The following is a 22,166-nucleotide window of genomic DNA, read 5'->3' on the forward strand; positions in this document are numbered from 1 at the left end:
TCACACGAGTTCGTGTGCGTGCGCGGCGGTCATGAACCGCCCGACACTCTACGCCGGGCTTCGGAGACTGCTTCCTCGCTCATCCCGTCATCCCGCAAGTATCCATGCGCAAGCGCTGCATCGTCGGTGTCGACGAGACTGACCACCGATGGTGGGCTTCTCGATGCCGACTGGCGCGAACATCCCCGATCAAGAAGCCATCGTTCACGCTCGCGGCTCCGTTTCGCGCGGTCCCTGGGCTAGCGTTTTTCGCTGACAGACCGGGCAGAAATGGCTCGAGCGGTTCATGAACTGCCTCCGCACGATTGGGATGCCGCAGCGCATGCAGGGATGCCCCGCACGGCGATAGACGCTCAGACTGCGGGAAAAGTATCCGCTGCTGCCGGCTACGTCGACAGAGAGTGAATCAAACGAGGTCCCGCCTTGGGCGAGTACCGCGGCCATAACGTCTCGCGCAGCGTCGATCACCGCAGAGATCCTCGGCTTACTCAACGAGGACGCCGCCGTCTCACCGTGCACCTTGGCGGCCCACAGCGCCTCGTCGGCATAGATGTTCCCAATGCCAGACACCAGCGTCTGGTCCAGCAACGCACGCTTGATCCCGGTATGTCTGGACTTGATCCGCGCAACCGCGCCCGCTTGATCGAACTGCGGATCGAACGGGTCCGGCGCAATATGGGTGATCGGCGAAGGCAACACGGCTCCGCCCTCGTCGTACATCAGGTGACCGAACGTGCGCTGATCGTCAAAGCACAGATCGCTTCCGCCATCGGTGAACGTGAACCGTGCCCGCTCGTGCACAGCGACTGCCGCATCGGGCGAGGTGATCAGCATCTGCCTGCTCATCCTCAGATGGGCGAGCGGCGCGTCCCGATCATCCAGGATCAGCCACAGGTACTTGCCACGACACGCAGTCCCCGTGATCGTCGGGCCGATCATCCATGCTGCGAGATCATCCGGAGCGGCTACATGTCGACGCACGGCACGCGGATGCCGAATAACCGCCGAAGCAACTGTCCGACCAGGGACGTGATCGACGAGCCCTCGGCGCACGACCTCAACTTCAGGGAGTTCAGGCATCGTCCACGACTCCCAGTCTCCGCATGATAGACATCGAGATGCAGCAGGTCAAGAGAGCAGCCGCCGACCGACTAACTCGCATGGGCCTCGATTCAGCTTGGCGTTCGCGCGCAACTAGCGTTTACGTTGGCAGACCGGGCACAGATACGAGGACCGGTTCATGAACGGCTCCCGGCGGATCAGGGTGAGCAATCCGTTGTCCTGGCAGCGGTAGCAGGGCTGGCCTTCCCGGCCGTAGACGTTGAGCGAGCGTTCGAAGTAGCCGGAGGCGCCATTGACGTTGACATAGAGCGAATCGAAGGTGGTGCCGCCCACTTCGAGTGAGGCGGTCATTACCGCGCGGACGTTCTGCAGCAGCTCCGCAACCTCGGCCGGCCGCAGCTTCTCGGTGGGCCGGGCATAGTGCAATTTGCTGGCCCAGAGCGCTTCATCGGCGTAGATATTGCCGATCCCGGAGATCAGGGATTGGTCCAGCAACGCCCGTTTCAGCCCGGTCCGGCGCCGCTTCAATGCGGCCATGAAGGCCTCGACGGAAAACGAGGGGTCCAGCGGGTCCCGGGCGATATGGGCCGCCTCGGCGGCGATCAGCGGCGCCTGGTCGCCGAGTCCGCCGGGCAGTCCGTCGCTCGTCGGGACCAAGCTGGTGACCGAAAGGCCGCCGAAAATCCGCTGGTCCACGAAGCGCAGTTCGTCCGGCGCATCGGCGCGCGGTTCGAAGGCGATCCGAACCTTGAGGTGTTTTTCGTCCGGCTGGTCCGGATCCTGCATCAGCAGTTGCCCGCTCATGCCCAGGTGCGCCATCAGCGCGACGTCGGAGCCGGCCCCGGCAGCCTCGGAGTCTTGCAGTTCCCCGGAATCATGCAGCAGCGGCAGCCAGAGGAATTTCCCGCGGCGCACCACGGCACCGATCCGGGCTCCGGTCAATTGGCTGCGGAAGTCTTCAGTGCCGTGCGTATGGCGCCGGATCGAGCGCGGGTCCACGACCTCTACGCCGGTCACGGTGCGGCCCTGCACCCACTTCTGCAAACCCCGGCGGACGACTTCTACCTCGGGAAGCTCCGGCATCAGCCCTGCTTCGCCGGGCGGTCAGTCGTGGGGTTGCCCGTGGCGGGCGCGTCCTCCGACCCGACGGCACCGCTGGCCGCGGAATGGATCTGCCGCCAGCTATTGGCTGCGGCGTCCTGTTCGGCTTCTTTTTTGGAGTGGCCGTTGCCACTGAGATAAGACGTGCCGCCGATCCAAAGCACGGCCTGATAGGTGCGGGCGTGGTCCGGGCCTTCGCCGGTCACTTCATAACGCACCGGACCCAATTGGTTGCCGGCTGCGTATTCCTGGATGCTGGTCTTCCAATCCGTGGCTGCACCCATTGCCGCGGCATCGAGCAGCAACGGGCCGATCAGACGCATCACGAGTTGCCGGGCGGTCTCGATGTCATGGCAGACGTAAACCGCCCCGATCAGGGCCTCCATGGTGTCCGCCAGGATCGACGCTTTGTTTTTGCCGTCGGTCAAACGCTCGCCTTGACCGAGCAGGATGAAATTGCCCACGCCAAGGCTCCGGGCCACCCCGGCCAGAGCCCGGGTGCTGACCACAGCGGAGCGGCGTTTCGCCAGCTCGCCTTCGGCCAGATCCGGATTTTCCCGGAACAGGGCGTCAGTCACCGAAAAGCCCAGCACCGAATCACCCAGGAATTCCAGGCGCTCATTGGTGGGAATGCCGCCGTTTTCGTAGGCGAATGAACGATGGGTCAGGGCAAGACGAAGCGTCTCGGGGTCGATATCGACCCCGAGACGCTTCAAAAGCTCTGCATTGTCAAGCGCACCTGCGCCTTGTGCAGCCACGCCTTGAGTGTGGGTACTCACGGGCGAACCGACTTAGACGTCAGCGACCTTGCGGCCCTTGTACTCCAAGAACAAGGCGGTGCCAGCCGAATCGGTGACGACCTTGGCCTGGTGCGGCAAGGAGTAGGTCACGCGACCGTTCTCGACGGTCTTGACCAGGTTGGGCGCAGTGGCTTTCCACTGGGACCGGCGTGCGCGGGTATTAGAACGAGACATCTTCCGCTTGGGAACAGCCACGGCTAACTCTTTTCTCTCTTCGCAACGCCGGGTCGTACCCACCGCTGCAGTCTGTTGTACTTCTTACGTCTCTTGCTGCTCTTGGTCCTGCGTCAAGCCGCCCAAAGCAGCCCACCGAGGGTCCAAAACCTCGTGTCGGTGACCCGGATTGTCCGCCAAGCGCACTCCGCATTCGGAGCACAAACCCTGGCAGTCTTCCTGGCACACCGGCTGGAACGGCAGTGCTGTGACTACCGCATCCCGCAGCACCGGTTCGAGATCGAGATGATCGTGCTCGACCAGGCGCTGTTCGTCGTCGTCCTCAAGCTCCTCTTTGGCGCCCCGTTCGGGAACGGGCTCTTCGAAGAAGAACATCTCTTGGATGTCGACATCGAGGTCGTACGCAAGGGGATCCAGGCATCGGCTGCATTCGCCCACCACGTGGACGGTTGCAGTTCCCGAAACAAAGATTCCTTCGTGTACGGCCTCCAAATTCAGATCGAGCCGGATGTCCGACCCTTCCTGAACGCCGATCATCGGCGTTCCGAGTTCCCCCGGAGCCGCGACTGTATCCTGCCAAGCCCGCATACTGCCTGGACTGCGACCGAAATCTTTGATCGCAACAAGCAATGGTGAACCCGGATGAGTCCGGTGGTTCGTGTTAATGGGAACTCCTGGAGGAAACATATGACCGACGTATCATCTTAGCCTGAAACAGGTACCAGCCTCAAACTGCGCCACGCCGAGGCCTCCGGATCAATCGTGCGCCGCTCCGGCGGCTTCGGCGAATCGGCGTTGCACGGCGCGCGGAACGTAGTCGGAGACGTCTCCGCCCAAGCCGGCCACTTCTTTGATCATGGTGGAAGAAAGGTGCGCGTAGCGGGCTTCGGCATGCAGGAAAATCGTCTCGACCCCGGTGAGTTGCCGGTTCATGGTCGCCATCGGGACCTCGTAATCGAAGTCGGACGAAGAACGCAGGCCCTTCACGATGGCGCTCGCGCCGCGTTGCCGGCAGTATTCGGCGAGCAGGCCCTCGCCCATCGGCTCAATCACGATGCCGCGCAGCGAAGCGAGCGTCTCCGCCGCCATTTCCAGCCGTTCGTCGAGGCTGAACCGGTACTTCTTCGAGTAGTTGGTGGACACCGCGACGATCACTTCGTCGAACAACCCGGCTGCCCGGGCGATGACTTCGAGATGTCCATTGTGGATCGGATCAAACGAACCTGGGCAAACGGCACGGCGCATAGCTTCAATCTATACACACCACCCCGCGCGAACGCACACGTGAGCGTTCGGCCCTTTCGTGTCGAACTCCGTTCGCCACGTAGGGATCCTGGCGAACGCACACTCGACGCGGGTGTTTCCGGAAATTGCCCGCGTCAAGTGTGCACTCGCGCGGGGATAAGGTGGGAGCATGACTTCCCCTTGGCAGCGCGCCGCTCAGGGCGCCAACCTGCTGGCCGACGACGGCAGCCTCGGCGTGACCATCTTCGAAGAAATCACCTCGCTCGCGGTGCGGACCGGCGCGCTGAATCTGGGCCAGGGCTTCCCGGACCAGGACGGTCCGGCGGAAATCAAAGCGCTGGCCCGGGAAGCGATCCAGTCCGGCGCGAATCAATACGCGCCCGGCAAAGGCCTGCCCGAGTTGCGGCACGCGATCGCGGAACACCAGCAACGCTTCTACGGCCTGCAGCCGGATCCGGACCGCGAAGTTCTGGTCACCACCGGAGCCACCGAAGCGATTGCCGCAGCCTTGCTCGCGTTGGTCTCCCCCGGCGACGAAGTGCTCAGCTTCGAGCCGTTCTACGATTCCTACGGCGCGATGATCGCGCTGGCCGGCGGGCGCCACGTCACGGTGCCGCTGGCGGCACCTGATTTCCTGCCCGACGCCGAGGCGCTGGCCGCGGCTTTCTCCGACCGCACCGCGGTGGTGCTGGTGAATTCGCCGCACAACCCCAGCGGCGCGGTTTTCCCGCCGGAGACCCTGGCCCGGATCGTGGCGCTGGCGGAACGGCACGGTGCGGTGATCATTTCGGATGAAGTCTACGAACACCTCACCTACGGTGTGCCGCACGTGCCGATCGCCACGCTGCCCGGCGCGGCCGAGCGCACCCTCACGATTTCCTCCGGCGGCAAGACCTTTTCGTTCACCGGGTGGAAGATCGGCTGGGCCACCGGGCCGGCCGAGGTGATCGCCGCGGTACGCACCGTGAAGCAATTCCTGAGCTACTCTTCCGGAACCCCGTTCCAGGCCGCGATCGCCTGGGGCTTGCGGCAGGAAGCCGACTACTTCAGCTCGCTGGCAGCGGAACTGCAAGCCAAACGGGACCTGCTGGCGGACGGCCTGCGCGCCGCCGGGCTGACCGTGCACCTGCCGCAGGGCGGCTATTTCGTGAACGCCGACGTCGCGCCGTTGGGCGTCGGGGACGCCGTGGCTTTGGCCCGGCAACTGCCGGAGCTGATCGGCGTCGCTGCGATCCCGGTCGCGGTGTTCTGCCATCCGGAGGGCGCTGCCCGGAACAAGTCACTGCTGCGCTTCGCCTTCTGCAAACAGGAATCCGTGCTCCGCGAAGCCGCCGCCCGTTTGGCCGCCCTCGGGGAACGGCTCTGAACCGCGGGGCTCCGGCCGGCGGAAGCCGTCCCGGCGGGAATCCGCAGCGGCTGCTCAGCAGCCTCGGCGGCCACGCCGAGATCGCGCCCGACCCGTTGGTGCCCGGAGCTTTCGTCCTGGAGATCGCCGGCGCCGCGCAATCCCATGTGGATTTGGCGCACCCGGAGCAGATCTTCTACGAGTATTTGCGCCGGATCGGGAATCTGCTGGATGTCTTCCGGCCCGCCGCGGAACCGGTCCGGGCCCTGCACCTCGGTGCCGGGGCGCTGACCCTGGTGCGCTACCTGGCGGTGCGCCGACCCGGCTCCGAGCAGACCGCCGTCGAGCTCGAGCGCGAGCTCTTGGATTTCGTGCTGAACAGCCTGCCGCTGCCGCCCGGCACCCGGTTGCGGAACATCATCGGCGATGCCCGCTGGTCCCTCCCGGAAGCCGCCCGGACCGGGCCGTTCGATGCGATCGTCTTGGACATCTTCTCCGGACCGCAGGCGCCGGAACACATCGCCAGCGTCGACTTCTACACTGAAGCGGCACGGCTGCTGACCCCCGACGGCGTGCTGATCGTCAACGTCGGCGATGAGGCGGCACTGACCCTGGTGCGCAGCCAATGCGCCGCGCTGCGATCAGTTCTTCCGGCGACCGTACTGTGGGCCGAATCCGGAATGTTCAGCGGGCGCTACCCCGGGAACATGATCCTGGCCGGCGTCAAAGCGCACGCCTGGCCTCCGGACTGGACCGAGCAGCTCCTGGCACTCGGCCCGCACCCCTCCCGGCTGCTCAGCGGCTTGGAACTCGACGAATTCAGTCGTTGACCGAAGCCCCTTCAGCAACGGCCGGCTCCGCGAACCAGAGCCGGGTCTCCCCGTAGCTTCGATGGGAAAAGCTCGCCAACCCCGCCGGCCAATCCGGTTCCGGGCTGCGCACCGAGCGCTCGACGACGACCACGGCGCCCGCTGCCAGCCTCGGCGCCAAAGTTTCCAGCACCGAGCTGAGCCCGGATTCCTCCAGTGGGTACGGCGGATCCAAGAACACCAGGTCCCAGGGACCGGCGCTGCGCTGCAGGAATTGTTCCACCTTCGCCCGATTGACCCGGGCAGCACCAGGCCCAGCCAAGCAGTTCAGCAGCTCGGCGTTCCGCTGGCAGATTGCTGCGGCTTTGGCATCGGCTTCGACCAGCTCGGCGCTGGAAGCACCGCGGCTCAACGACTCCAAGCCCAACGCTCCGGAGCCGGCGTAGAGATCCAGCACCCGGGCCCCGGTGAGCACATCCATCGCCTCCAACCGGGAGAACAGGGCTTCTTTGACCCGGTCCGTCGTGGGCCGGGTCCCGCTGCCAGGCACCGAAGCCAAAGCATGCCCGCCCGCCAGGCCAGCAATGATCCGGCTCATCCGGCAGCCGCCGTCGAACAACTAACCACGTTCAAGGAACGCCTCCTTTTCCGGATTCAACGATGCGTCGATCGCCTCGCGCAGCGCCGGGTGCGCCGCCAGCTCGGGATCCGCCGCGATGATCCGGTTCGCATCGGCCCGGGCCATCTCGATCACCGATTCGTGTTCCAGAACCCGCAGCAGCCGCAATGTCGACCGCCCACCGGACTGATTGGCGCCGAGGATGTCGCCTTCGCGGCGCAGCTTCAAGTCCTCCTGGGACAGCTCGAACCCATCCGTGGTCGCGGCCACCGCGTCCAACCGGCGTCGGCTCGGATGGCCCGGCTCCAATTCGGTGACCAGCAGCGCGGTACCCGGCAAACCGCCACGGCCCACCCGGCCACGGAGCTGATGCAACTGCGAGATGCCGAACCGGTCGGCGTCCAGGATCACCATCAGCGTCGCATTGTGCACGTCGACGCCGACTTCGACTACCGTGGTCGAGACCAGAACCTGGATGCTCCCCGCGGCGAAATCAGCCATCACCCTGCTCTTCTCGGCCGGATCCAATCTGCCGTGCAGGGCTTCGATCCGGCATCCGGACAGGGCCGGTTCCTGCCGAAGTTGTTCGACCACCTCGAGTACCGAGGCCATCGACCGGCCGTCCTCGCCGCCATCAGGAGCACCGGTATCGGGGCCACTGTCGTCGGGCTCGTCGCCGCTGGACGACTCAGCTCCCTCGGTCTCGCCGATCCGCGGGCAGACCACGTAGACCTGGTGCCCGGCCTCGATTTCCTCCCGGCTGCGCTGCCACAGGCGGGAGAACCAGGCCGGGTTTTCCGCCAACCCCACCACGAAAGTGCTGATCGGAGCGCGGCCCGCGGGAAGTTCGCGCAGCACCGAGGTCTCCAGATCGCCGAACACGGTCATCGCGACCGTCCGCGGGATCGGCGTCGCGGTCATCACCAGCAGGTGCGGAGGATGGGCTGCCTTGGCCCGCAGCGCATCGCGTTGCTCCACGCCGAAGCGGTGCTGTTCGTCCACCACGATCAGTCCGAGGTCGAAAAACTGCACCTGGTCGGAGAGTAAAGCGTGGGTTCCGATCACGATGCCGGCCTGGCCCGAAGCAGCAGCCAGCAAGGCTTCTTTTTTGGCCGCCGCCGGCATGGTGCCGGTCAGCAGCACGACCTGGGTACCGGATTCATGGCCGCCCAGCATGCCGCCTTCGGCGAGCGGCCCCAGGGTGCGGCGAATCGATTGGTAGTGCTGGGAAGCGAGCACTTCGGTCGGTGCGAGCAATGCGGCCTGGCCGCCGGAGTCGATGACTTGGAGCATCGCCCGCAAGGCGACCAAGGTCTTCCCGGAGCCGACTTCGCCCTGCAGCAATCGGTGCATCGGGCTTTCCGCAGCCAGCTCGCCGGCCAATTCCCGGCCCACCGTTTGCTGCCCACCGGTCAGCGTGAACGGCAAGGCCGCATCGAATTCCGCCAACAGCCCGTGCTCGAGGCCTGGTCTGGAAACTGCCTGCTGGGCTGCGGTCTGCGCCCGGCGCCGGGCCAGCGCCGTCTGCAGCACCAGGGCTTCCTGGTACCGGAAGCGCTCCCGGGCCTGCTGCCATTGCCCCGCATCGGCCGGCCGGTGGATCATCCGGAAGGCCTCGGGCAAGCCGATGAACCCTTCCCGGCGGGAGGTTTCCTGCGGTACTGGATCCGGGAAATCGTCCAGTTCCACGGCGTCCAAGAGCGCAGCGACCGCGTTGCCGATTTTCCAGCTCGGTAGTTTCGCGGTGGCCGGGTAGACCGGGATCGGCGCCTTGGCCAGCTCGGCGTCCACGCCGTCGGCGTCGATCAGCACGTAGTCCGGGTTGGTCAGGGTCAGTGCCCGGTTGAAAAAGCCCACTTTGCCGGAGAACATCGCGCGGAGCCCGGGGCGCAGTTCTTTCTCGGCACGCCAGCCGTTGAAGAAGCTGATTTTCAACGAGCCCGCCCCGCTGGCTGAATCATCGGCCACCACGACGTCGGTGATGCTGCCTTTGCGCTGCCGCATCCGCCGGCTATTGACGCTGACCACCCGCGCGATCAAGGTGACTTCCTCGTCGAACGGCAGGCCGTTGATCGGAGTCAACTCGCCGCGGTTGAGATAGCGGCGGGGGAAATACAGCAACAACTCGCCGACGGTGCCCAGGCCCAAGTTCTTTTCGATCGCGCCCGCGGAGGCCTTGCCCAAAAGCCGTTCCAGCGGAAGCTGCGACTCAGTCGTCCGCATGGTCGTGGGTCGCGGCACGCAATTCGCTCACGCTGACGTTCTGCGGTTCGCCCAGGGAACGGATCACGGCCAGCGCCGGCTCAGCCTCGTTGGTGTGCACATGCACCCGCCAACGGTAGGACTCGGCTTCGCTGTCCTGGACCATAGGGCTCATGATCACCGAATCGCCCAACTCGTCCAACCGCATCCGGAGGTTGGCCGCGTCCAGCGGCGAAAGGTCGATCGTGCACATCACTTCGACTCCTTCGGCGACCGGCATCGATTGGTGGATATGGCTGCCGTGCACGTCGTAACCGGCCAGGCCGTCCAACAGCCCCGCTTGGAGGTCTTGGTGCAGGATCTCCGCCCGGAGGCAGTCCAGAACCAGCAGCAAACCCACTCCGCCGGAATCGACAACCCGGGCATCGCGCAATTCGCTGAGCTGCTCTTCGGTCCGGATCACCGCCGCGAGGGCCGCATCCACGATCGCGTCCAGGGCGACCGAAAGCGCATGGTTGCTGTCGTCCCCGTTCATCGAGGCATCAGCCATGGCTGCGGCTTCGGCCGCGGATTCGAGCACGGAGAGCATCGTTCCCTGCAAAGGGTCGCTCAGCGCGGACCAAGAACGGATTTGGGCCCGGCGCAGCGCAGCTGCGAGCAACGGCGCGTTGAGCCGGTTGGCGCCTTGCATCGGTTCCGACATCGCCGCCAGCAGTACTGCCAGCAAAGTCCCCGAATTCCCCCGGGCGTTCTCCATGGCGGCTTCCGCCGCGGCCCGGAGCAGAACCCCGAGGTCCGTACCTTCGGTGGTCTGCGCGGCGCCGTTCGCCGAACGGAGGGTCAGGTAGAGATTGGTCCCGGTATCGCCGTCCGCGACCGGGAAGATATTGATGGCATTGAGCCGGTCGCTGTGATTGCCCAGCGTTTCTTCGCACCTGGCGAACCAGCGCTTCAACGCCGAGGCATTGGCTGCGATCTTAGTCTGCAAAATGGTCCCATCCCACGGTATCGCTGTGCCGTCCGGACACCGTCACCGCGCTTTCCGGTGCAGTTCCATCCTTCTTCGACAGTATCGAGCCTATCGCAGCAAAGCCATGCGGCAGCTGTGCATCGCCGTCAAAAGCGGATAACAATCCGTAGTCTTCGCCGCCGCCGAGCACCCAGTCCAGCGCCGATGCCCCCAGTCTCGAGGCGGCGGCTTCCAACGGCTCGCGAAAGCCTGCCAGAACCCTCGCATCCAGGTCGATGCGCACCCCGCTGGACCCGGCGAGCCGGCCGGCGTCCCGGATCAACCCGTCGGAGATGTCCAGCATCGCCTTGGCTCCGGACGCGGCGGCGAGTGGGCCGGCCGGCAACGGCGGGCGTGGGCAATGGAAGGCTTCGATCAAACGCTGCTCCGCCGGGCTCAATGCGGCAAACGGAATCCCGCTTTCCAGCAGCGCCCAGCCGGCCGCCGCCCAACCGAGCCGGCCGGCGATCGCCAGCTGGTCCCCCGGCTCGGCGCCGGAACGCAGCACCGGCGCGCGTCGGGCCAAATCGCCGAGCACGGTCACGGTCACGGAAATCTCGCGGCCGCCGGAGAGATCGCCGCCGACCACTCCGCAGCCCGAGGCGCCGAGTGCCGAGATCGCCTGGCTCAGGCCCTCGGCCAGACCCTCCGCCCAGGCGACCGGCGTGGCACCGGGCAGGGTCAGGCTCACCACCATGCCGGTGGCCACGGCACCCATCGCATTGATGTCGCTCAAGTTCTGCGCTGCGGCCTTCCAGCCCACCTCGAAGCCCCCGGAGCTGCAGCCGTTGTTCCAGAGCAATCGGAAGTCCTGGTCCTGGACCAACGTGTCCGTCGAAATGACCACCCGGCCGTCCGGGGCAGTCAGCACGGCAGCATCGTCTCCGGGGCCGATCAGCGCCGATGCCGAAGCACGCAGTCGAGGGAAAATCCGGGCCAGCAACTGGCCCTCACTGAGCTGGTCGACCGTCAGCTGGTCGACCGTCGGTTGGTCCGACCTCGACGGGTCGGCTGCCGTCTGCTCGTCCGTCGGGCTTGCCGGGTTCTGCTCATCCACCCCTCTACGGTAGCGGGGTGGACCGACAAGCGCAGGCCCGGCGGGCGGCAAGGCTCTCCCGGCGGGCCGATTTCGGTCTAGCCGAGGCTGCTGCGCAGCCGCCAGGACTTGCCCAGGCTGCCCCGCGGCGGACGGCTGGCGATCCGCTGCGCCCGCAAGGCCATTGAATCGTCGCAACGCAGCCGGCCCACTTTGGCCAGGGCGTTCGCCGTGTGCACGGCACCCGCGCGGCGCGCCGCCGCGTCGTCGGCAATCAGTTCCAGCAGCAGCTGGGTACTGCTTTCCAGACGGCGGGAACCCGGCAGGATCGGCAGGCAGATCCGTTTCAGCTGCGCCAGCTGGCGGATCCGGCCGTGCCGTTGGTCCAGGTGCGCCAATTCGTGTTCGATCACGGCGCGCAATTGCGGTTCGCTGAGTTCGCCCTGCAACCGCGATGCGATCACCACCCGCCCCGGCTGCCCGGGGAAGCTCAACGCCAACGGCAGGTCTGATTCGATGGTGACCAGTTCTGCGCCGCGGAGCCGGCTGGACTGGCAGGACGCGGCGAGCAGCGACGCTTCCTGCTGCATCCGGCGGTCCGCTTCGGTGAGCGGTTTGAGCTTCGCCGCGACCAGGGACAGCAATCCGCCGGCGAGCGCCAGGCCCAACCAGCTCAGGCCCATGATCACCGTGGGCTCGAACCAGAGCCGGGCCTGGCCGGCAGCCGAAACCGCGGTGAGGATCGCGCCGACCAGGCTGGACAGCAGCAGCCCGAACCCGCCGAAGAACACTGCATGGCTCGCCAGCAGAGCGGCCCGCGGATAGCGCAGCCGCCAGCTCCCGAGCGTGAGCGGGAGGTACGACACGGCGATCAGGAATAGCGCGGCGAAACCCAGCCAGGCCACGGTCGACAAAGACATCCGGTCCCCTGCCTCAGCTGTCCGGCCGGAGCACGCGGCGCAGAATTTCGATGTCCCGCTCGTCGAGTTCACCGGCAAAACTGAGCAGCGCAGCGCTCCGGTCGTTGCTGGAGACCAAGGCGGAGACCATGGCTTCCGCCGTCGATTCCGATTCGCTGACCGCGGCTGCGAAGACCGAGCCCCCGGCCCGCGCCGGAGACTTCAGTACCGCGCCCTTTTTGCCCAAGCGGTCCAGCACGGTCAACATCGTGGTCAGTGCCGGCACCGCCTCATCCTGGGGAAACTGGTCCAAGACCTCACGGGCAGCGAGTGGCCGTCCGGCATTCCACAGGATCCGCATCACCCGCGTTTCCAGTTCACCCCGGTTGCGCCTCATCTTGCCTGCTCCCCTGTCGCTCATCGATTTGTCGCTCATCGACTTGTCGGTCATTGGCCCCGCCTTGCGTTCACCAGGGTATCCAGCAAGACGAAGGCAATCAAAGACAGCCCGACCAGCGGCAGGAAAATCCCGAGCACAGCACCGGCCAGAACGACCGAAAGCACTCCCCACCAAGGCGCTTTGGCCAGCTTTCCGGAAGGCACGGCCCGGCCGAATCGGCTGCCGCCGCGCTGGGCATCAACTACCCCGGCAGGGCGGGTCGGCCGCCGTTTCCACCACATCAAATAACCCAGTGCCGTCATCGCGGCGATGCCCAGCGCGGTCAGGAACAGCAGAATTTGGTTGGCCAGTCCGAAGAGCGTGCCCATATGCAGCGCGATTGCCCATTTGGTCAATTTGGCTGCCGGCGAGAAATCCGCGAAGGCGAGGCGGTCGGTGACTTCGAAGGACCTCGGGTCGATGGCGACCTGGTCGGCGTCGGCCGGGTTCCCGCCTTCCAGCTCATTGACCGTCCAGGCGCGGTCCGCAGCGGCCGGGACTTTGATCTGGATCCGCGGCGCGTCGATTCCGGCGTTCCGGGCCGCGCCCAGCACCCGGTCGAAATCCGCAGGGTCCACGGTCGCCGGACTCGTCGCCTCAGCACCATGCCCGCCGTGACCGCCGGCTTCTGCGGGCGCCTCGCCGTCCAGCCGGGTGGAGATCGACGGCGTTTTCCAATCCAGGGCCCCGCGCACTGCGGAGACGTTCTCCCCGGCGAATTGCGACCAGGTGATTCCGGTAGCGGACAGGAACAATGCGCCGAACAGCACCCAGACGCCGAGCGAGGCGTGCCAGCTGAACAGCTTCCGGTAGCCGCTGCCCTTGCGGCTGGGCCGGAGCAGCTCTTTTTTGCGCCGCGCCTTCAAGAGCCGTTGCACCCAGAGCGCCGCTCCGGCCAAGACCACGATGCCGAGCCAGCTCGCGGCCAACTCACTGTAGATCCGACCGGGCTCGCCCAGGTTCAAATTGCTGTGCAGGCTGGAACTCCAGGTCCGCAGCGGCAACTCGCCATTGCTGCTGTACACGGTCAGATCGCCGCGCACTTGAGCGGTTCCAGGATCGATGAAGATCGCCCGTGACTCGCCGGCACGCAGTTCCGCTGCCCGGAACAGCACCCGGGTGGTGCTGCCCGGCTCCGGCGCCGGCCAGACGCCGGCCAAGGTACCGGACTCCCCGACGACGTCTTGTGCGGCCCGGACTTGGGCTGCCAAAGGCTGGGTCTGCGCCGAGACCGGCGCGGTCAGTTCCTGCGCGTAGACGAGCTTTTCCAAAGTGGGCGTCAGCGCGTAAAACGCTCCGCTCAACGCCGCCACCAGGATGAATGGGCCGATCAGGATTCCGGCGTAGAAGTGCAATCGGAGCAGCAGCGGAATCAGCCAACCACGCCGGGGCGTGCGCCGGGCGTCCGGGTCCGCGGGGGCAGCCGGAGATTCGGTCTGGGCTTGGTCAGTACTCATCGGAGTTCACTTTCACTGGCGCCGGAACGGCGCGGTTGCGGGTGGGCATTGACGACGGCGGGAGGATCAGCTGACGAAGAAGTAGAGTGCCATGCCGGCCGCCATCAAAGCGGAAAACGCCGGATCGACCACCAGCAGCCAATGCTTGGCCCAGCCGCCGCGCACGATCTGGGCGATCGACCGGGCGGCCAGCCACAGGGCTGCTCCGGTGAAGAGCACGGCCAGCGTGATCGCGACCGCGCTGGCCCAGGCGGCGGTGCCCGAATCGATCGGCAGCGTGGACAGGCCCATTTCGGGCATCTCCATGCCCGGCATCTCGGCCCCGCCGTGCATTCCGGCCATCGCCCGCTCCATCGCGAACGCCATCCAGACCATCGCGGCCATCATGAAGGCGTGGTAGAGCAGCAATCCCCGGCTGCCGTGGTGGCCGTCGCCCGGGCCCGCTTCTGCTGTCGGTTTGAGCACCGCCAGGGCCAGATACCAGAGCGCGGCCAGGCCGAAGACGATCATCTGCCAGGACATCGGCACGGTCATCCCCCAGGACCACGGCATCGAAAGCATCGAAGCGCTCATCAGCACGTGCAGGATGTTGCTGGTCCGGTCGATGCTGCTGCGGGCGATCGCGATCCGGATCAGGCTGTACAGGCCGGTGACCGTGAACAGCACGGTGATGGACCATTGCAGGGCCGGGTCAGTGATCACAGGGTTTGTCTCCTTGGCAGTCTTGCCGGCCGGCATGCGCGGCCGCGGGGCGGCGGACGCCCCCGTAGAGCTTGTACTCTACATCTTGTAGAACCGATTCTACAAGATGTAGAGCGCGTTCCATGCCAGGTCCTCCGGAGCCGCGCTGCGCTGCTAGACTGCCGATCATGCCCCGTCGCAGGAACCTGATCGTCGCCGTGCCGCTGCTCGCCCTCGCCTTGGCCGGATGCACGCCGCTCGTGGACCTCGCGCCGGCACCGGACTCGGCCAATCCGGCCTGCGCCCCGATGATGATCGCGTTGCCGGACCAATTGGCCGATCAGCCGCTGCGCGAAACCGGCTCGCAGGGCACCGCGGCCTGGGGAAACCCGTCGAAGGTAGTGCTGCGCTGCGGGGTGAATCCGCCGGGGCCGACCACCGAGCAATGCGTCGGCGTGAACGGCGTCGACTGGGTCTTGACCCAGGATCCGAAAAAGCCGGAGACCCGGACCGCGACCACTTACGGCCGGGAGCCGGCGACCGAGATCTTGTTCAACCAGAACGAGGTCGCTTCGAGCACCGTCCTGGCGCAGCTCTCCGGAGCAGCCGGGAAAATCCCGCAGACCCGAAAGTGCTTGGGCGCGGCGGACAGCCAGCTGCTCCCGTCGGACCAGCCGCTCCCGTCGGACCAGCCGCTCCCGTCGGAATCGGGCAGCACCGCGCCTTAGCCCGGTCGCGGCGTCGGCGGCTCAGCGCAGTCCGGTGTTCCGGGCCAACGCCAGCTGCAAAAGCTCGTCCACCAATTCCGGATAGCTCATGCCGCTGGCCGCCCACATTTGCGGGTACATCGATTTGGGCGTGAACCCGGGCATCGTATTGATCTCGTTGATGACCACCGAGCCGTCCGGAGTGACGAAGAAGTCCACCCGGGAAAGCCCTTCGGCGTTGATCGCCTGGAATGCCAAGGCAGCCTGTTCCCGTACCTGGGCGATCACGGATTCCGGCAGGTCCGCGGGGCAGTTGATCACCGCCGCGCCGTCTTCGAGGTATTTGGCTTCGAAGTCGTAGAAATCGTGATTGCCCCCGGTCACCACTTCGCCGGGCAACGAGGTCCGCGGTTCAGTCCCGCCGCGCCCCTGCAATACCGCGCATTCGACCTCCCGGCCCAGAATCGCGGCCTCGATGATCACCTTCGGGTCGTGCTGCCGCGCGAGTTCGACGGCCGGAAGCAGATCGTCCGGCCCCTCGACCTTGCTGATCCCCACCGAAGAACCGGCCCGGGCGGGCTTGACGAACACCGGCCAACCCAGTTCGGCCACCCGGGGTTGGATCTCCGCCTTGCGGTGCCGCCAGTCGGCGTCGTTCACTACCCGGTACGGTCCCACGCTCAGCCCGGCCGCGGCGAAGACGATTTTCATGATCTCTTTGTCCATGCCCACCGCCGAGGCCAGCACTCCGGCTCCGACATAGCGCACGTCGATCATTTCGAGCATGCCCTGGATGGTGCCGTCTTCGCCGAACGGGCCGTGGAACAACGGGAAAACCACATCGACCTCGCCGATGATGCCGGGCACCCGGCCGGGCACGCTGCTGAGCAGTTCCGCAGTCCCGGTGGCGACCCCGGCCTGGCCGACCAAGGACACGGCTTGCGCCGATCCGTCGACCTCCGGCAGGCTCCCGGAGTCCAGGGCCCAGGAAGCCGTCTCGGCGCCGGCCAGCACCCAACGGCCGTCTTTGGTCACGCCCACCGGCACGACGTCGTACTTGTCCCGGTCGATCGCGCCCAACACGCCCACTGCGGTCACGCAACTGATCGAATGTTCGCTGGAACGGCCGCCGAACAACACGGCCACCCGCGGCTTAGCCTCCGGAGCGGGCATTCCCGTCGCTTCGATTCCAGTCACAGACCCAACTCACCTTCCGATTTGAGCTCCCGCGCCAAAAGCCGCGGGCCGAGCTCGTCAACGTGCAATTTGCCAGCCAGAACCGCCACCACCGCGGCGCTGATCGGCATGTCGACACCCAGCTTCCGGGCCAAGTCGTAGACCGCACGGCCGGATTTGATGCCTTCTGCGGTTTGCGTCATTTTCGCATTCACCTCGTCCAGGCTCAGCCCTTGGCCCAGCAAACGTCCAGCGGTGTGGTTCCGACTCAACGGCGAAGAACAGGTGGCCACCAGATCGCCGAGCCCGGCCAGACCAGCCATGGTCTCCGCATCGCCGCCCAAGGCCAAAGCCAGCCGGGTGGTCTCGGCGAGACCGCGGGTGATCACCGAGGCTTTGGTGTTGTCGCCCATCTCTTTGCCTTCGCAGATGCCCACCGCCAGCGCGATCACGTTTTTGACGATGCCGCCAATCTCCACGCCCACCACATCGGTGTTGGTATAGGGCCGGAAGTAGGCCGCGGTGCACAGCGAAGCCACCCAGGAGGCGATCTCTTCATCGGAGCAGGCGATCACCGAAGCGGTCGGTTCCTCACGGGCGATCTCCATCGCCAGATTCGGCCCGGAAACCACCGCGATCCGCTCCGCCGGAATCGTCAGTTCCTGGGCGATCACCTGGCTCATCCGGGAGTCGGTGCCCAGTTCCAAGCCCTTCATGAGCGAAACCACGACCGCGTCCGGGGCGATCAACTCCCGCCAACCGGCCAACTGCGGACGCAACGATTGGGCCGGTACCGCGATGATCACCAAGGCGGCGCCGGCCAGCACCTCGGCGACGTCGGTGCTCGCCGAAATATTGCCCGGCAAACCGATGCCCGGCAAATAGGCCTGGTTGCGGTGCGCCGCATTGATGTCCTGGACCACCTCCTCCCGGCGTCCCCAGAGCCGGATCGGGATCGCCGGATTGGCGTCGGCCACGATCTTGGCGAAGGCCGTCCCCCAGCTTCCCGCACCCAGCACCGCAATGTTGTCCGGTGCAGCTTTCACTTGTGGTCCTTCGGGTCTTGTTCCAGTTTGCGGCCCTGGCCGGTCTGGTTGTGCTCTGCCGGATCCCAGCGCTCGGCCGGCGGGGTGCCGCCGCGCAGCCCGACCAGCAGGGCGGTGATCTCGTCCAGAATCGCTTCGGTGGCTTCGTGCAGCAGCGTTTTGTCCAACGGGCGGTCCCGGAACCGGTCCAGATCCACCGGATCGCCCACGACCATGGTGACCCGTTTGCGCGGCAGCGGGCGGACCATTCTGGCATAGCGCGGAAAGACTTCCTGGGCGCCCCAATGCGCCACCGGGATCACCGGAGCACCGGTCTGCAGGGCCAATCGGGCCGCGCCGGTATGCCCGCGCATCGGCCACAGATCCGGGTCCCTGGTGAGCGTGCCCTCCGGATAGATGATGATCGCACCGCCCTCATCCAGGACTTCCTGGGCCACCACCAGGGCCCGGCCCGCGGTGGGGCCGCTGCGGTCCACCGGGATCTGCTTCGAACCGGACATCGCTTTGCCCACGAAAGGCAGTTTGAACAGCGAACCCTTGGCCAGGAAGTGCGGTGGGAATCCGTTGTTGTAGAGCATGTGGCCGACCAGCACCGGGTCGATTTCCGAATAATGGTTGGCGCAGACGATGAATCCCCGGTCCCGGGGCAGCTTTTCGGTCTGCAGCCAGGTCTTGGCCAGCAGCAGGTTCATCAACGGGCGCATCGTGTTTGCCATGATCGAGAACATGGTCGTCATCGATCTGGACTGCTTCGAATCCTCCGTGCCGGGCCGGCTACCGCTCATCGGCTCAGACCCGCGGAATCCCGGCCCAGCGAAACATCGGCGCCCAGGCCGGTGAGTTTGTCGATGAACCGCTCGTAGCCCCGGTTGATCACGTCGATGCCGGTGACCCGGGAGCTGCCGGTGGCGGCCAGCGCGGCGATCAGGTGGCTGAAGCCGCCGCGCAGATCCGGCACATGGACATCGGTGCCGCGCAATTGCGCGGGCCCGGAGATGACCGCCGAGTGGCGGAAGTTCCGTTGCCCGAAGCGGCACGGCACGCTGCCCAGGCATTCCCGGTGGACCTGGATGTTCGCACCCATCCGGACCAGTGCCTCGGTGAAGCCGAATCGATTCTCGTACACGGTTTCGTGCACGATCGAGACGCCTTCGGCCTGGGTCAGGGCGACCACCAGCGGCTGCTGCCAGTCGGTCATGAAACCGGGGTGCACATCGGTTTCCAGCACCAGCGGATTGAGCTTGCCGCCGGGGTGGTAGAACCGGATGCCGCCGTCTTCGATGTCCATTCCGCCGCCCACTTTGCGGAAGGTGTTGATGAAAGTCATCATGTCGCGTTGCGAGGCACCTTCGACATAGATGTCGCCCCTGGTGACCAGCGCGGCCGAGGCCCAGGACGCCGCTTCGTTGCGGTCCGAGAGCGCCCGGTGGTCGAAGCCGCCGAGGTTGCGCACGCCTTCGATCCGGATGGTGCGGTCGGACTGCACGCTGATCAGCGCACCCATTTTCTGCAGTACCGCGATCAGGTCGATCACTTCGGGCTCGGTGGCCGCACCGACCAGCTCGGTGATGCCTTCCGCCCGGGTCGCCGAGAGCAGGACCTGTTCAGTGGCGCCGACCGAAGGGTACGGCAGCGAGATCTTAGCGCCGCGCAGGCCGTTCGGCGCCGTGATCCGGATTCCGGTATCGAGCTTTTCCACCACCGCGCCGAATTGCCGAAGCACATTGAGGTGGTAGTCGATCGGCCGGTCGCCGATCTTGCAACCGCCCAGATCCGGGATGAAGGCCTCGCCGATCGCATGGATCAGCGGCCCGCAGAGCAGGATCGGGATCCGGGAGTCGCCGGCGTGCGTTTCGATCTGCGCGGTGGCCGCCATGGTGGCGCCCTGCGGATCCAAGGTCAGATCACCGCTCACCGGGTCCTTGAGCACGCTCACGCCGTGGATCTGCAGCAGCGAGGTGACGACCTCGACGTCCTTGATTTCCGGCACATTGCGCAGAACCGATTGCGAATTGCCCAGAAGGGCCGCCACCATGGCCTTGGGCACAAGGTTTTTCGCCCCGCGCACCGTAACCTTGCCGGACAGAGGTACTCCGCCACGAACCGTCAAGACGCTGCTCATCAACACCCACTTAATCGTTCAAAGGACTGCGCTCAGACGTTCCACAGCCTCCGACCAAGCATAGTTTCTCGCTACCTCAGACCGAAATAGGCGCCACGGGCAACCGTCATTGCACCTTGGCCGGCAGGGTTTTCGGCTTGAACGCCGGGCGCGTCGCTTCGTAGGCGGTGATCTCGGCTTCGTGCTGCAAGGTCAGGGCGATGTCGTCCAGCCCCTCCAGCAGCCGCCACCGGATGTAGTCGTCGATCTCGAACCGCGCCACGATGCTGCCGCAGGTGACCAGGCGGGATTCCAGGTCCACGGTGACTTCGGTGCCCGGCGCGTTTTCCAACTCTTTCCAGATGAGCTCGATGTCGTCCTGCGCCAGCTGCGCGGTCAACAGGCCCTGTTTGCCCGAATTGCCGCGGAAGATGTCGCCGAACCGGGAAGCGAGCACCGCTTTGAAACCGTAGTCGCGCAGCGCCCAGACCGCGTGTTCCCGGGAGGAGCCGGTGCCGAAGTCCGGGCCCGCGACCAGGACGCTGCCCCGGTTGAATGGTTCTTGGTTGAGAACGAAGTCGTCCTTTTTCCGCCAGGAGGCGAAGAGCGCATCGTCGAAGCCGGTTTTGGAGATCCGTTTGAGGTAGACCGCCGGGATGATCTGGTCGGTGTCCACGTCGGACTGGCGCAGCGGAACGCCGATGCCGGTGTGCGTGCTGAACTTTTCCATGGGGTTCACCTCTCAGGCTGCGTGCGCGGGTTTGCGGGCCGACGCCGGCGCGGCGGTGTCCGGCAGCGGGTCCAGGTCCGAGGGCGAGCTGAGCGTGCCGCGGACTGCGGTGGCGGCGGCCACCACCGGTGAAACCAGGTGGGTCCGGCCGCCCTTGCCCTGCCGGCCCTCGAAGTTCCGGTTGGAGGTCGAGGCGCAGCGCTCCCCCGGCTGCAATTGGTCCGGGTTCATGCCCAGGCACATCGAGCATCCGGCAAAACGCCATTCCGCGCCGAAGTCCTTGAACACCCGGTCCAGACCCTCTGCCTCGGCTTCCAGGCGTACCCTGGCCGAGCCCGGGACCACCAGCATCCTGATCTCCGGGTCCTTCTGCCGGCCCGCGATGACCGCAGCCGCGGCACGCAGGTCTTCGATCCGCGAGTTCGTGCAGGAGCCCAGGAAGACGGTGTCCACCCGGATCTGCTTCATCGGGGTGCCGGCGTCCAGCCCCATGTAGGCCAGCGCGCGTTCGCAGGCCGCCTTGGCATTCTCGTCGGCGAAGTCGTCCGGCGAGGGCACCGCATCGTTCAGCGGCACACCCTGGCCCGGATTGGTGCCCCAGGTGACGAACGGTTCCAGAGCGTCCGCGTCCAGGTCGACTTCGACGTCGAACACGGCGTCGTCCTCGGTGCGCAGCGAAGCCCAGTACTGCACCGCGGCGTCCCATGCCGCACCCTCCGGGGCATGCGGGCGCCCCTTGAGGTAATCGAAGGTGGTTTGGTCCGGCGCGATCATCCCGGCCCGGGCGCCCGCCTCGATGGACATATTGCAAATCGTCATCCGGGCGTCCATGGACAGCGCCCGGATCGCCGAGCCGCGGTATTCCAGCACATAGCCCTGGCCGCCGCCGGTGCCGATCTTCGCGATCACGGCGAGGATGATGTCTTTGGAACTGACCCCCGGGCGCAACGTGCCCTCGACATTGATCGCCATGGTTTTGAACGGTTTGAGCGGCAGTGTCTGGGTGGCCATGACGTGCTCGACCTCGGAGGTGCCGATGCCGAAGGCCAGAGCGCCGACTGCGCCGTGCGTCGAGGTGTGCGAATCGCCGCAGACCACGGTCATCCCGGGCTGGGTCAATCCGAGCTGCGGACCGACGATGTGCACGATGCCCTGTTCCGCGTCGCCGAGCGAATGCAGCCGGACGCCGAATTCCGCGCAATTTTTGCGCAGCGTCTCGATCTGGATCCGGCTGGTGGGGTCCGCGATCGGCTTGTCGATGTCCAGGGTGGGCGTGTTGTGGTCTTCGGTGGCGATGGTCAGGTCGGTGCGGCGCAGCGGCCGGCCGGCCAAGCGCAGGCCTTCGAACGCCTGCGGCGAAGTCACCTCGTGGAGCAGGTGGAGATCGATGAAAAGCAGATCCGGCTCATTGCCTTCGCCCTTGCGCACGATGTGGTCGGCCCAGACCTTTTCGGCCAGGGTCTTCGGTGCATAAGTCTTCGGTACGGAAGTCGTTGTCATGACCGGATCCTCTCTTTATCCGTCTACT

At 66.0% G+C, this 22,166-nt stretch carries 23 protein-coding genes; 3 read left to right on the forward strand and 20 right to left on the reverse strand.

Features of this window, described 5'->3' with window-relative positions; translation table 11 throughout:
* Nucleotides 1-204: 204 nt before the first annotated feature.
* The 6 genes from mutM (JOE69_RS02440) to coaD form a co-directional block, all read right to left on the reverse strand.
* Nucleotides 205-1,080, reverse strand: coding sequence for a bifunctional DNA-formamidopyrimidine glycosylase/DNA-(apurinic or apyrimidinic site) lyase (gene mutM, locus JOE69_RS02440; protein ID WP_309795792.1), 876 nt, complete (start codon nucleotides 1,078-1,080; stop codon nucleotides 205-207).
* A 114-nt stretch (nucleotides 1,081-1,194) separates the two neighbouring features.
* Nucleotides 1,195-2,145 (reverse strand): bifunctional DNA-formamidopyrimidine glycosylase/DNA-(apurinic or apyrimidinic site) lyase, encoded by a 951-nt coding sequence (gene mutM / locus JOE69_RS02445; RefSeq protein WP_309795794.1) that lies wholly within the window; start codon nucleotides 2,143-2,145, stop codon nucleotides 1,195-1,197.
* Nucleotides 2,145-2,942 (reverse strand): ribonuclease III, encoded by a 798-nt coding sequence (gene rnc / locus JOE69_RS02450; RefSeq protein WP_309795796.1) that lies wholly within the window; start codon nucleotides 2,940-2,942, stop codon nucleotides 2,145-2,147. The genes mutM (JOE69_RS02445) and rnc overlap by 1 nt, the downstream gene beginning before the upstream one ends.
* Before the next feature lie 12 nt (nucleotides 2,943-2,954).
* Nucleotides 2,955-3,158 carry a 50S ribosomal protein L32 gene (rpmF, locus tag JOE69_RS02455; protein ID WP_055240805.1) on the reverse strand — a complete coding sequence of 68 codons (204 nt, stop codon included), beginning with the start codon at nucleotides 3,156-3,158 and terminating at the stop codon, nucleotides 2,955-2,957.
* A 63-nt stretch (nucleotides 3,159-3,221) separates the two neighbouring features.
* A complete protein-coding gene (locus JOE69_RS02460) occupies nucleotides 3,222-3,767 on the reverse strand; it encodes a YceD family protein (protein WP_309795809.1) in 546 nt (181 codons plus the stop codon).
* A 126-nt stretch (nucleotides 3,768-3,893) separates the two neighbouring features.
* On the reverse strand, nucleotides 3,894-4,382 hold the full coding sequence (gene coaD / locus JOE69_RS02465) for a pantetheine-phosphate adenylyltransferase (RefSeq protein WP_296363494.1): 489 nt from the start codon (nucleotides 4,380-4,382) through the stop codon (nucleotides 3,894-3,896).
* 169 nt (nucleotides 4,383-4,551) lie between these two features.
* On the opposite strand from coaD, the gene JOE69_RS02470 reads away from it, so the two are divergent.
* Nucleotides 4,552-5,748, forward strand: coding sequence for an aminotransferase class I/II-fold pyridoxal phosphate-dependent enzyme (locus JOE69_RS02470; protein WP_309795814.1), 1,197 nt, complete (start codon nucleotides 4,552-4,554; stop codon nucleotides 5,746-5,748).
* Between the two features lie 95 nt (nucleotides 5,749-5,843).
* Nucleotides 5,844-6,557, forward strand: coding sequence for a spermidine synthase (locus tag JOE69_RS02475; RefSeq protein ID WP_309795816.1), 714 nt, complete (start codon nucleotides 5,844-5,846; stop codon nucleotides 6,555-6,557).
* On the opposite strand, the gene rsmD is transcribed toward JOE69_RS02475, so the two are convergent.
* The 8 genes from rsmD to JOE69_RS02515 all read right to left on the reverse strand — a co-directional run bounded on the left by rsmD (nucleotide 6,547) and on the right by JOE69_RS02515 (nucleotide 14,899).
* The gene (gene rsmD / locus JOE69_RS02480) at nucleotides 6,547-7,134 is read right to left on the reverse strand and encodes a 16S rRNA (guanine(966)-N(2))-methyltransferase RsmD (protein WP_309795818.1); all 588 of its coding nucleotides are present in this window, start codon (nucleotides 7,132-7,134) and stop codon (nucleotides 6,547-6,549) included. The genes JOE69_RS02475 and rsmD overlap by 11 nt on opposite strands.
* 21 nt (nucleotides 7,135-7,155) lie before the next feature.
* The gene (locus JOE69_RS02485; protein WP_309795821.1) at nucleotides 7,156-9,378 is read right to left on the reverse strand and encodes an ATP-dependent DNA helicase RecG; all 2,223 of its coding nucleotides are present in this window, start codon (nucleotides 9,376-9,378) and stop codon (nucleotides 7,156-7,158) included.
* The gene (locus JOE69_RS02490) at nucleotides 9,365-10,345 is read right to left on the reverse strand and encodes a DAK2 domain-containing protein (protein ID WP_309795824.1); all 981 of its coding nucleotides are present in this window, start codon (nucleotides 10,343-10,345) and stop codon (nucleotides 9,365-9,367) included. Before JOE69_RS02490 ends, JOE69_RS02485 begins: the two co-directional genes overlap by 14 nt.
* Nucleotides 10,335-11,339, reverse strand: a complete 1,005-nt coding sequence (locus JOE69_RS02495) for a thiamine-phosphate kinase (protein WP_309801093.1) — start codon at nucleotides 11,337-11,339, stop codon at nucleotides 10,335-10,337. The genes JOE69_RS02490 and JOE69_RS02495 overlap by 11 nt, the downstream gene beginning before the upstream one ends.
* A gap of 161 nt (nucleotides 11,340-11,500) precedes the next feature.
* Nucleotides 11,501-12,322: a M48 family metalloprotease gene (locus JOE69_RS02500; protein ID WP_309795825.1), complete on the reverse strand. Its 822-nt coding sequence runs from the start codon at nucleotides 12,320-12,322 to the stop codon at nucleotides 11,501-11,503.
* 13 nt (nucleotides 12,323-12,335) lie between these two features.
* Complete coding sequence (locus JOE69_RS02505) at nucleotides 12,336-12,752, reverse strand: BlaI/MecI/CopY family transcriptional regulator (RefSeq protein ID WP_309795827.1); 417 nt, start codon at nucleotides 12,750-12,752, stop codon at nucleotides 12,336-12,338.
* Nucleotides 12,749-14,197, reverse strand: coding sequence for a PepSY-associated TM helix domain-containing protein (locus JOE69_RS02510; RefSeq protein WP_309795829.1), 1,449 nt, complete (start codon nucleotides 14,195-14,197; stop codon nucleotides 12,749-12,751). The genes JOE69_RS02505 and JOE69_RS02510 overlap by 4 nt, the downstream gene beginning before the upstream one ends.
* Before the next feature lie 66 nt (nucleotides 14,198-14,263).
* Complete coding sequence (locus tag JOE69_RS02515) at nucleotides 14,264-14,899, reverse strand: DUF5134 domain-containing protein (RefSeq protein WP_309795831.1); 636 nt, start codon at nucleotides 14,897-14,899, stop codon at nucleotides 14,264-14,266.
* A 167-nt stretch (nucleotides 14,900-15,066) separates the two neighbouring features.
* Between JOE69_RS02515 and JOE69_RS02520 the strand changes: the two genes are divergently transcribed.
* The gene (locus JOE69_RS02520; RefSeq protein ID WP_309795833.1) at nucleotides 15,067-15,606 is read left to right on the forward strand and encodes a DUF3515 domain-containing protein; all 540 of its coding nucleotides are present in this window, start codon (nucleotides 15,067-15,069) and stop codon (nucleotides 15,604-15,606) included.
* A gap of 21 nt (nucleotides 15,607-15,627) precedes the next feature.
* Here the strand turns inward: JOE69_RS02520 and JOE69_RS02525 are convergent, their stop codons facing one another.
* From JOE69_RS02525 to leuC, 6 genes are all read right to left on the reverse strand, one after another.
* On the reverse strand, nucleotides 15,628-16,758 hold the full coding sequence (locus JOE69_RS02525) for a D-alanine--D-alanine ligase family protein (protein ID WP_309801097.1): 1,131 nt from the start codon (nucleotides 16,756-16,758) through the stop codon (nucleotides 15,628-15,630).
* Between the two features lie 20 nt (nucleotides 16,759-16,778).
* Nucleotides 16,779-17,807 (reverse strand): NAD(P)H-dependent glycerol-3-phosphate dehydrogenase, encoded by a 1,029-nt coding sequence (locus tag JOE69_RS02530; RefSeq protein ID WP_309795835.1) that lies wholly within the window; start codon nucleotides 17,805-17,807, stop codon nucleotides 16,779-16,781.
* Nucleotides 17,804-18,535 carry a lysophospholipid acyltransferase family protein gene (locus JOE69_RS02535; protein WP_309801100.1) on the reverse strand — a complete coding sequence of 244 codons (732 nt, stop codon included), beginning with the start codon at nucleotides 18,533-18,535 and terminating at the stop codon, nucleotides 17,804-17,806. The genes JOE69_RS02530 and JOE69_RS02535 overlap by 4 nt, the downstream gene beginning before the upstream one ends.
* A 53-nt stretch (nucleotides 18,536-18,588) precedes the next feature.
* The gene (murA, locus tag JOE69_RS02540) at nucleotides 18,589-19,929 is read right to left on the reverse strand and encodes a UDP-N-acetylglucosamine 1-carboxyvinyltransferase (RefSeq protein ID WP_309795837.1); all 1,341 of its coding nucleotides are present in this window, start codon (nucleotides 19,927-19,929) and stop codon (nucleotides 18,589-18,591) included.
* 106 nt (nucleotides 19,930-20,035) lie between these two features.
* Nucleotides 20,036-20,638, reverse strand: a complete 603-nt coding sequence (gene leuD / locus JOE69_RS02545) for a 3-isopropylmalate dehydratase small subunit (protein WP_296363506.1) — start codon at nucleotides 20,636-20,638, stop codon at nucleotides 20,036-20,038.
* A gap of 12 nt (nucleotides 20,639-20,650) precedes the next feature.
* Nucleotides 20,651-22,138 (reverse strand): 3-isopropylmalate dehydratase large subunit, encoded by a 1,488-nt coding sequence (gene leuC, locus JOE69_RS02550; protein ID WP_309795839.1) that lies wholly within the window; start codon nucleotides 22,136-22,138, stop codon nucleotides 20,651-20,653.
* Between the last annotated feature and the right edge of the window lie 28 nt (nucleotides 22,139-22,166).

The sequence above is a fragment of the Arthrobacter russicus genome (assembly GCF_031454135.1).
GTDB classification, from domain to species: Bacteria; Actinomycetota; Actinomycetes; order Actinomycetales; family Micrococcaceae; genus Renibacterium; species Renibacterium russicum.

Excerpts from the sequence above, each read along its gene's own strand:
- mutM (WP_309795792.1), bottom strand. The coding sequence starts at position 1,080 with ATGCCTGAACTCCCTGAAGTTGAGGTCGTGCGCCGAGGGCTCGTCGAT.
- mutM (WP_309795794.1), bottom strand. The coding sequence starts at position 2,145 with ATGCCGGAGCTTCCCGAGGTAGAAGTCGTCCGCCGGGGTTTGCAGAAG.
- coaD (WP_296363494.1), bottom strand. The coding sequence starts at position 4,382 with ATGCGCCGTGCCGTTTGCCCAGGTTCGTTTGATCCGATCCACAATGGA.
- JOE69_RS02470 (WP_309795814.1), top strand. The coding sequence starts at position 4,552 with ATGACTTCCCCTTGGCAGCGCGCCGCTCAGGGCGCCAACCTGCTGGCC.
- rsmD (WP_309795818.1), bottom strand. The coding sequence starts at position 7,134 with ATGAGCCGGATCATTGCTGGCCTGGCGGGCGGGCATGCTTTGGCTTCG.
- JOE69_RS02485 (WP_309795821.1), bottom strand. The coding sequence starts at position 9,378 with ATGCGGACGACTGAGTCGCAGCTTCCGCTGGAACGGCTTTTGGGCAAG.
- JOE69_RS02500 (WP_309795825.1), bottom strand. The coding sequence starts at position 12,322 with ATGTCTTTGTCGACCGTGGCCTGGCTGGGTTTCGCCGCGCTATTCCTG.
- JOE69_RS02505 (WP_309795827.1), bottom strand. The coding sequence starts at position 12,752 with ATGACCGACAAGTCGATGAGCGACAAATCGATGAGCGACAGGGGAGCA.
- JOE69_RS02510 (WP_309795829.1), bottom strand. The coding sequence starts at position 14,197 with ATGAGTACTGACCAAGCCCAGACCGAATCTCCGGCTGCCCCCGCGGAC.
- JOE69_RS02520 (WP_309795833.1), top strand. The coding sequence starts at position 15,067 with ATGCCCCGTCGCAGGAACCTGATCGTCGCCGTGCCGCTGCTCGCCCTC.
- JOE69_RS02525 (WP_309801097.1), bottom strand. The coding sequence starts at position 16,758 with ATGCCCGCTCCGGAGGCTAAGCCGCGGGTGGCCGTGTTGTTCGGCGGC.
- JOE69_RS02535 (WP_309801100.1), bottom strand. The coding sequence starts at position 18,535 with ATGTTCTCGATCATGGCAAACACGATGCGCCCGTTGATGAACCTGCTG.
- murA (WP_309795837.1), bottom strand. The coding sequence starts at position 19,929 with ATGAGCAGCGTCTTGACGGTTCGTGGCGGAGTACCTCTGTCCGGCAAG.
- leuD (WP_296363506.1), bottom strand. The coding sequence starts at position 20,638 with ATGGAAAAGTTCAGCACGCACACCGGCATCGGCGTTCCGCTGCGCCAG.
- leuC (WP_309795839.1), bottom strand. The coding sequence starts at position 22,138 with ATGACAACGACTTCCGTACCGAAGACTTATGCACCGAAGACCCTGGCC.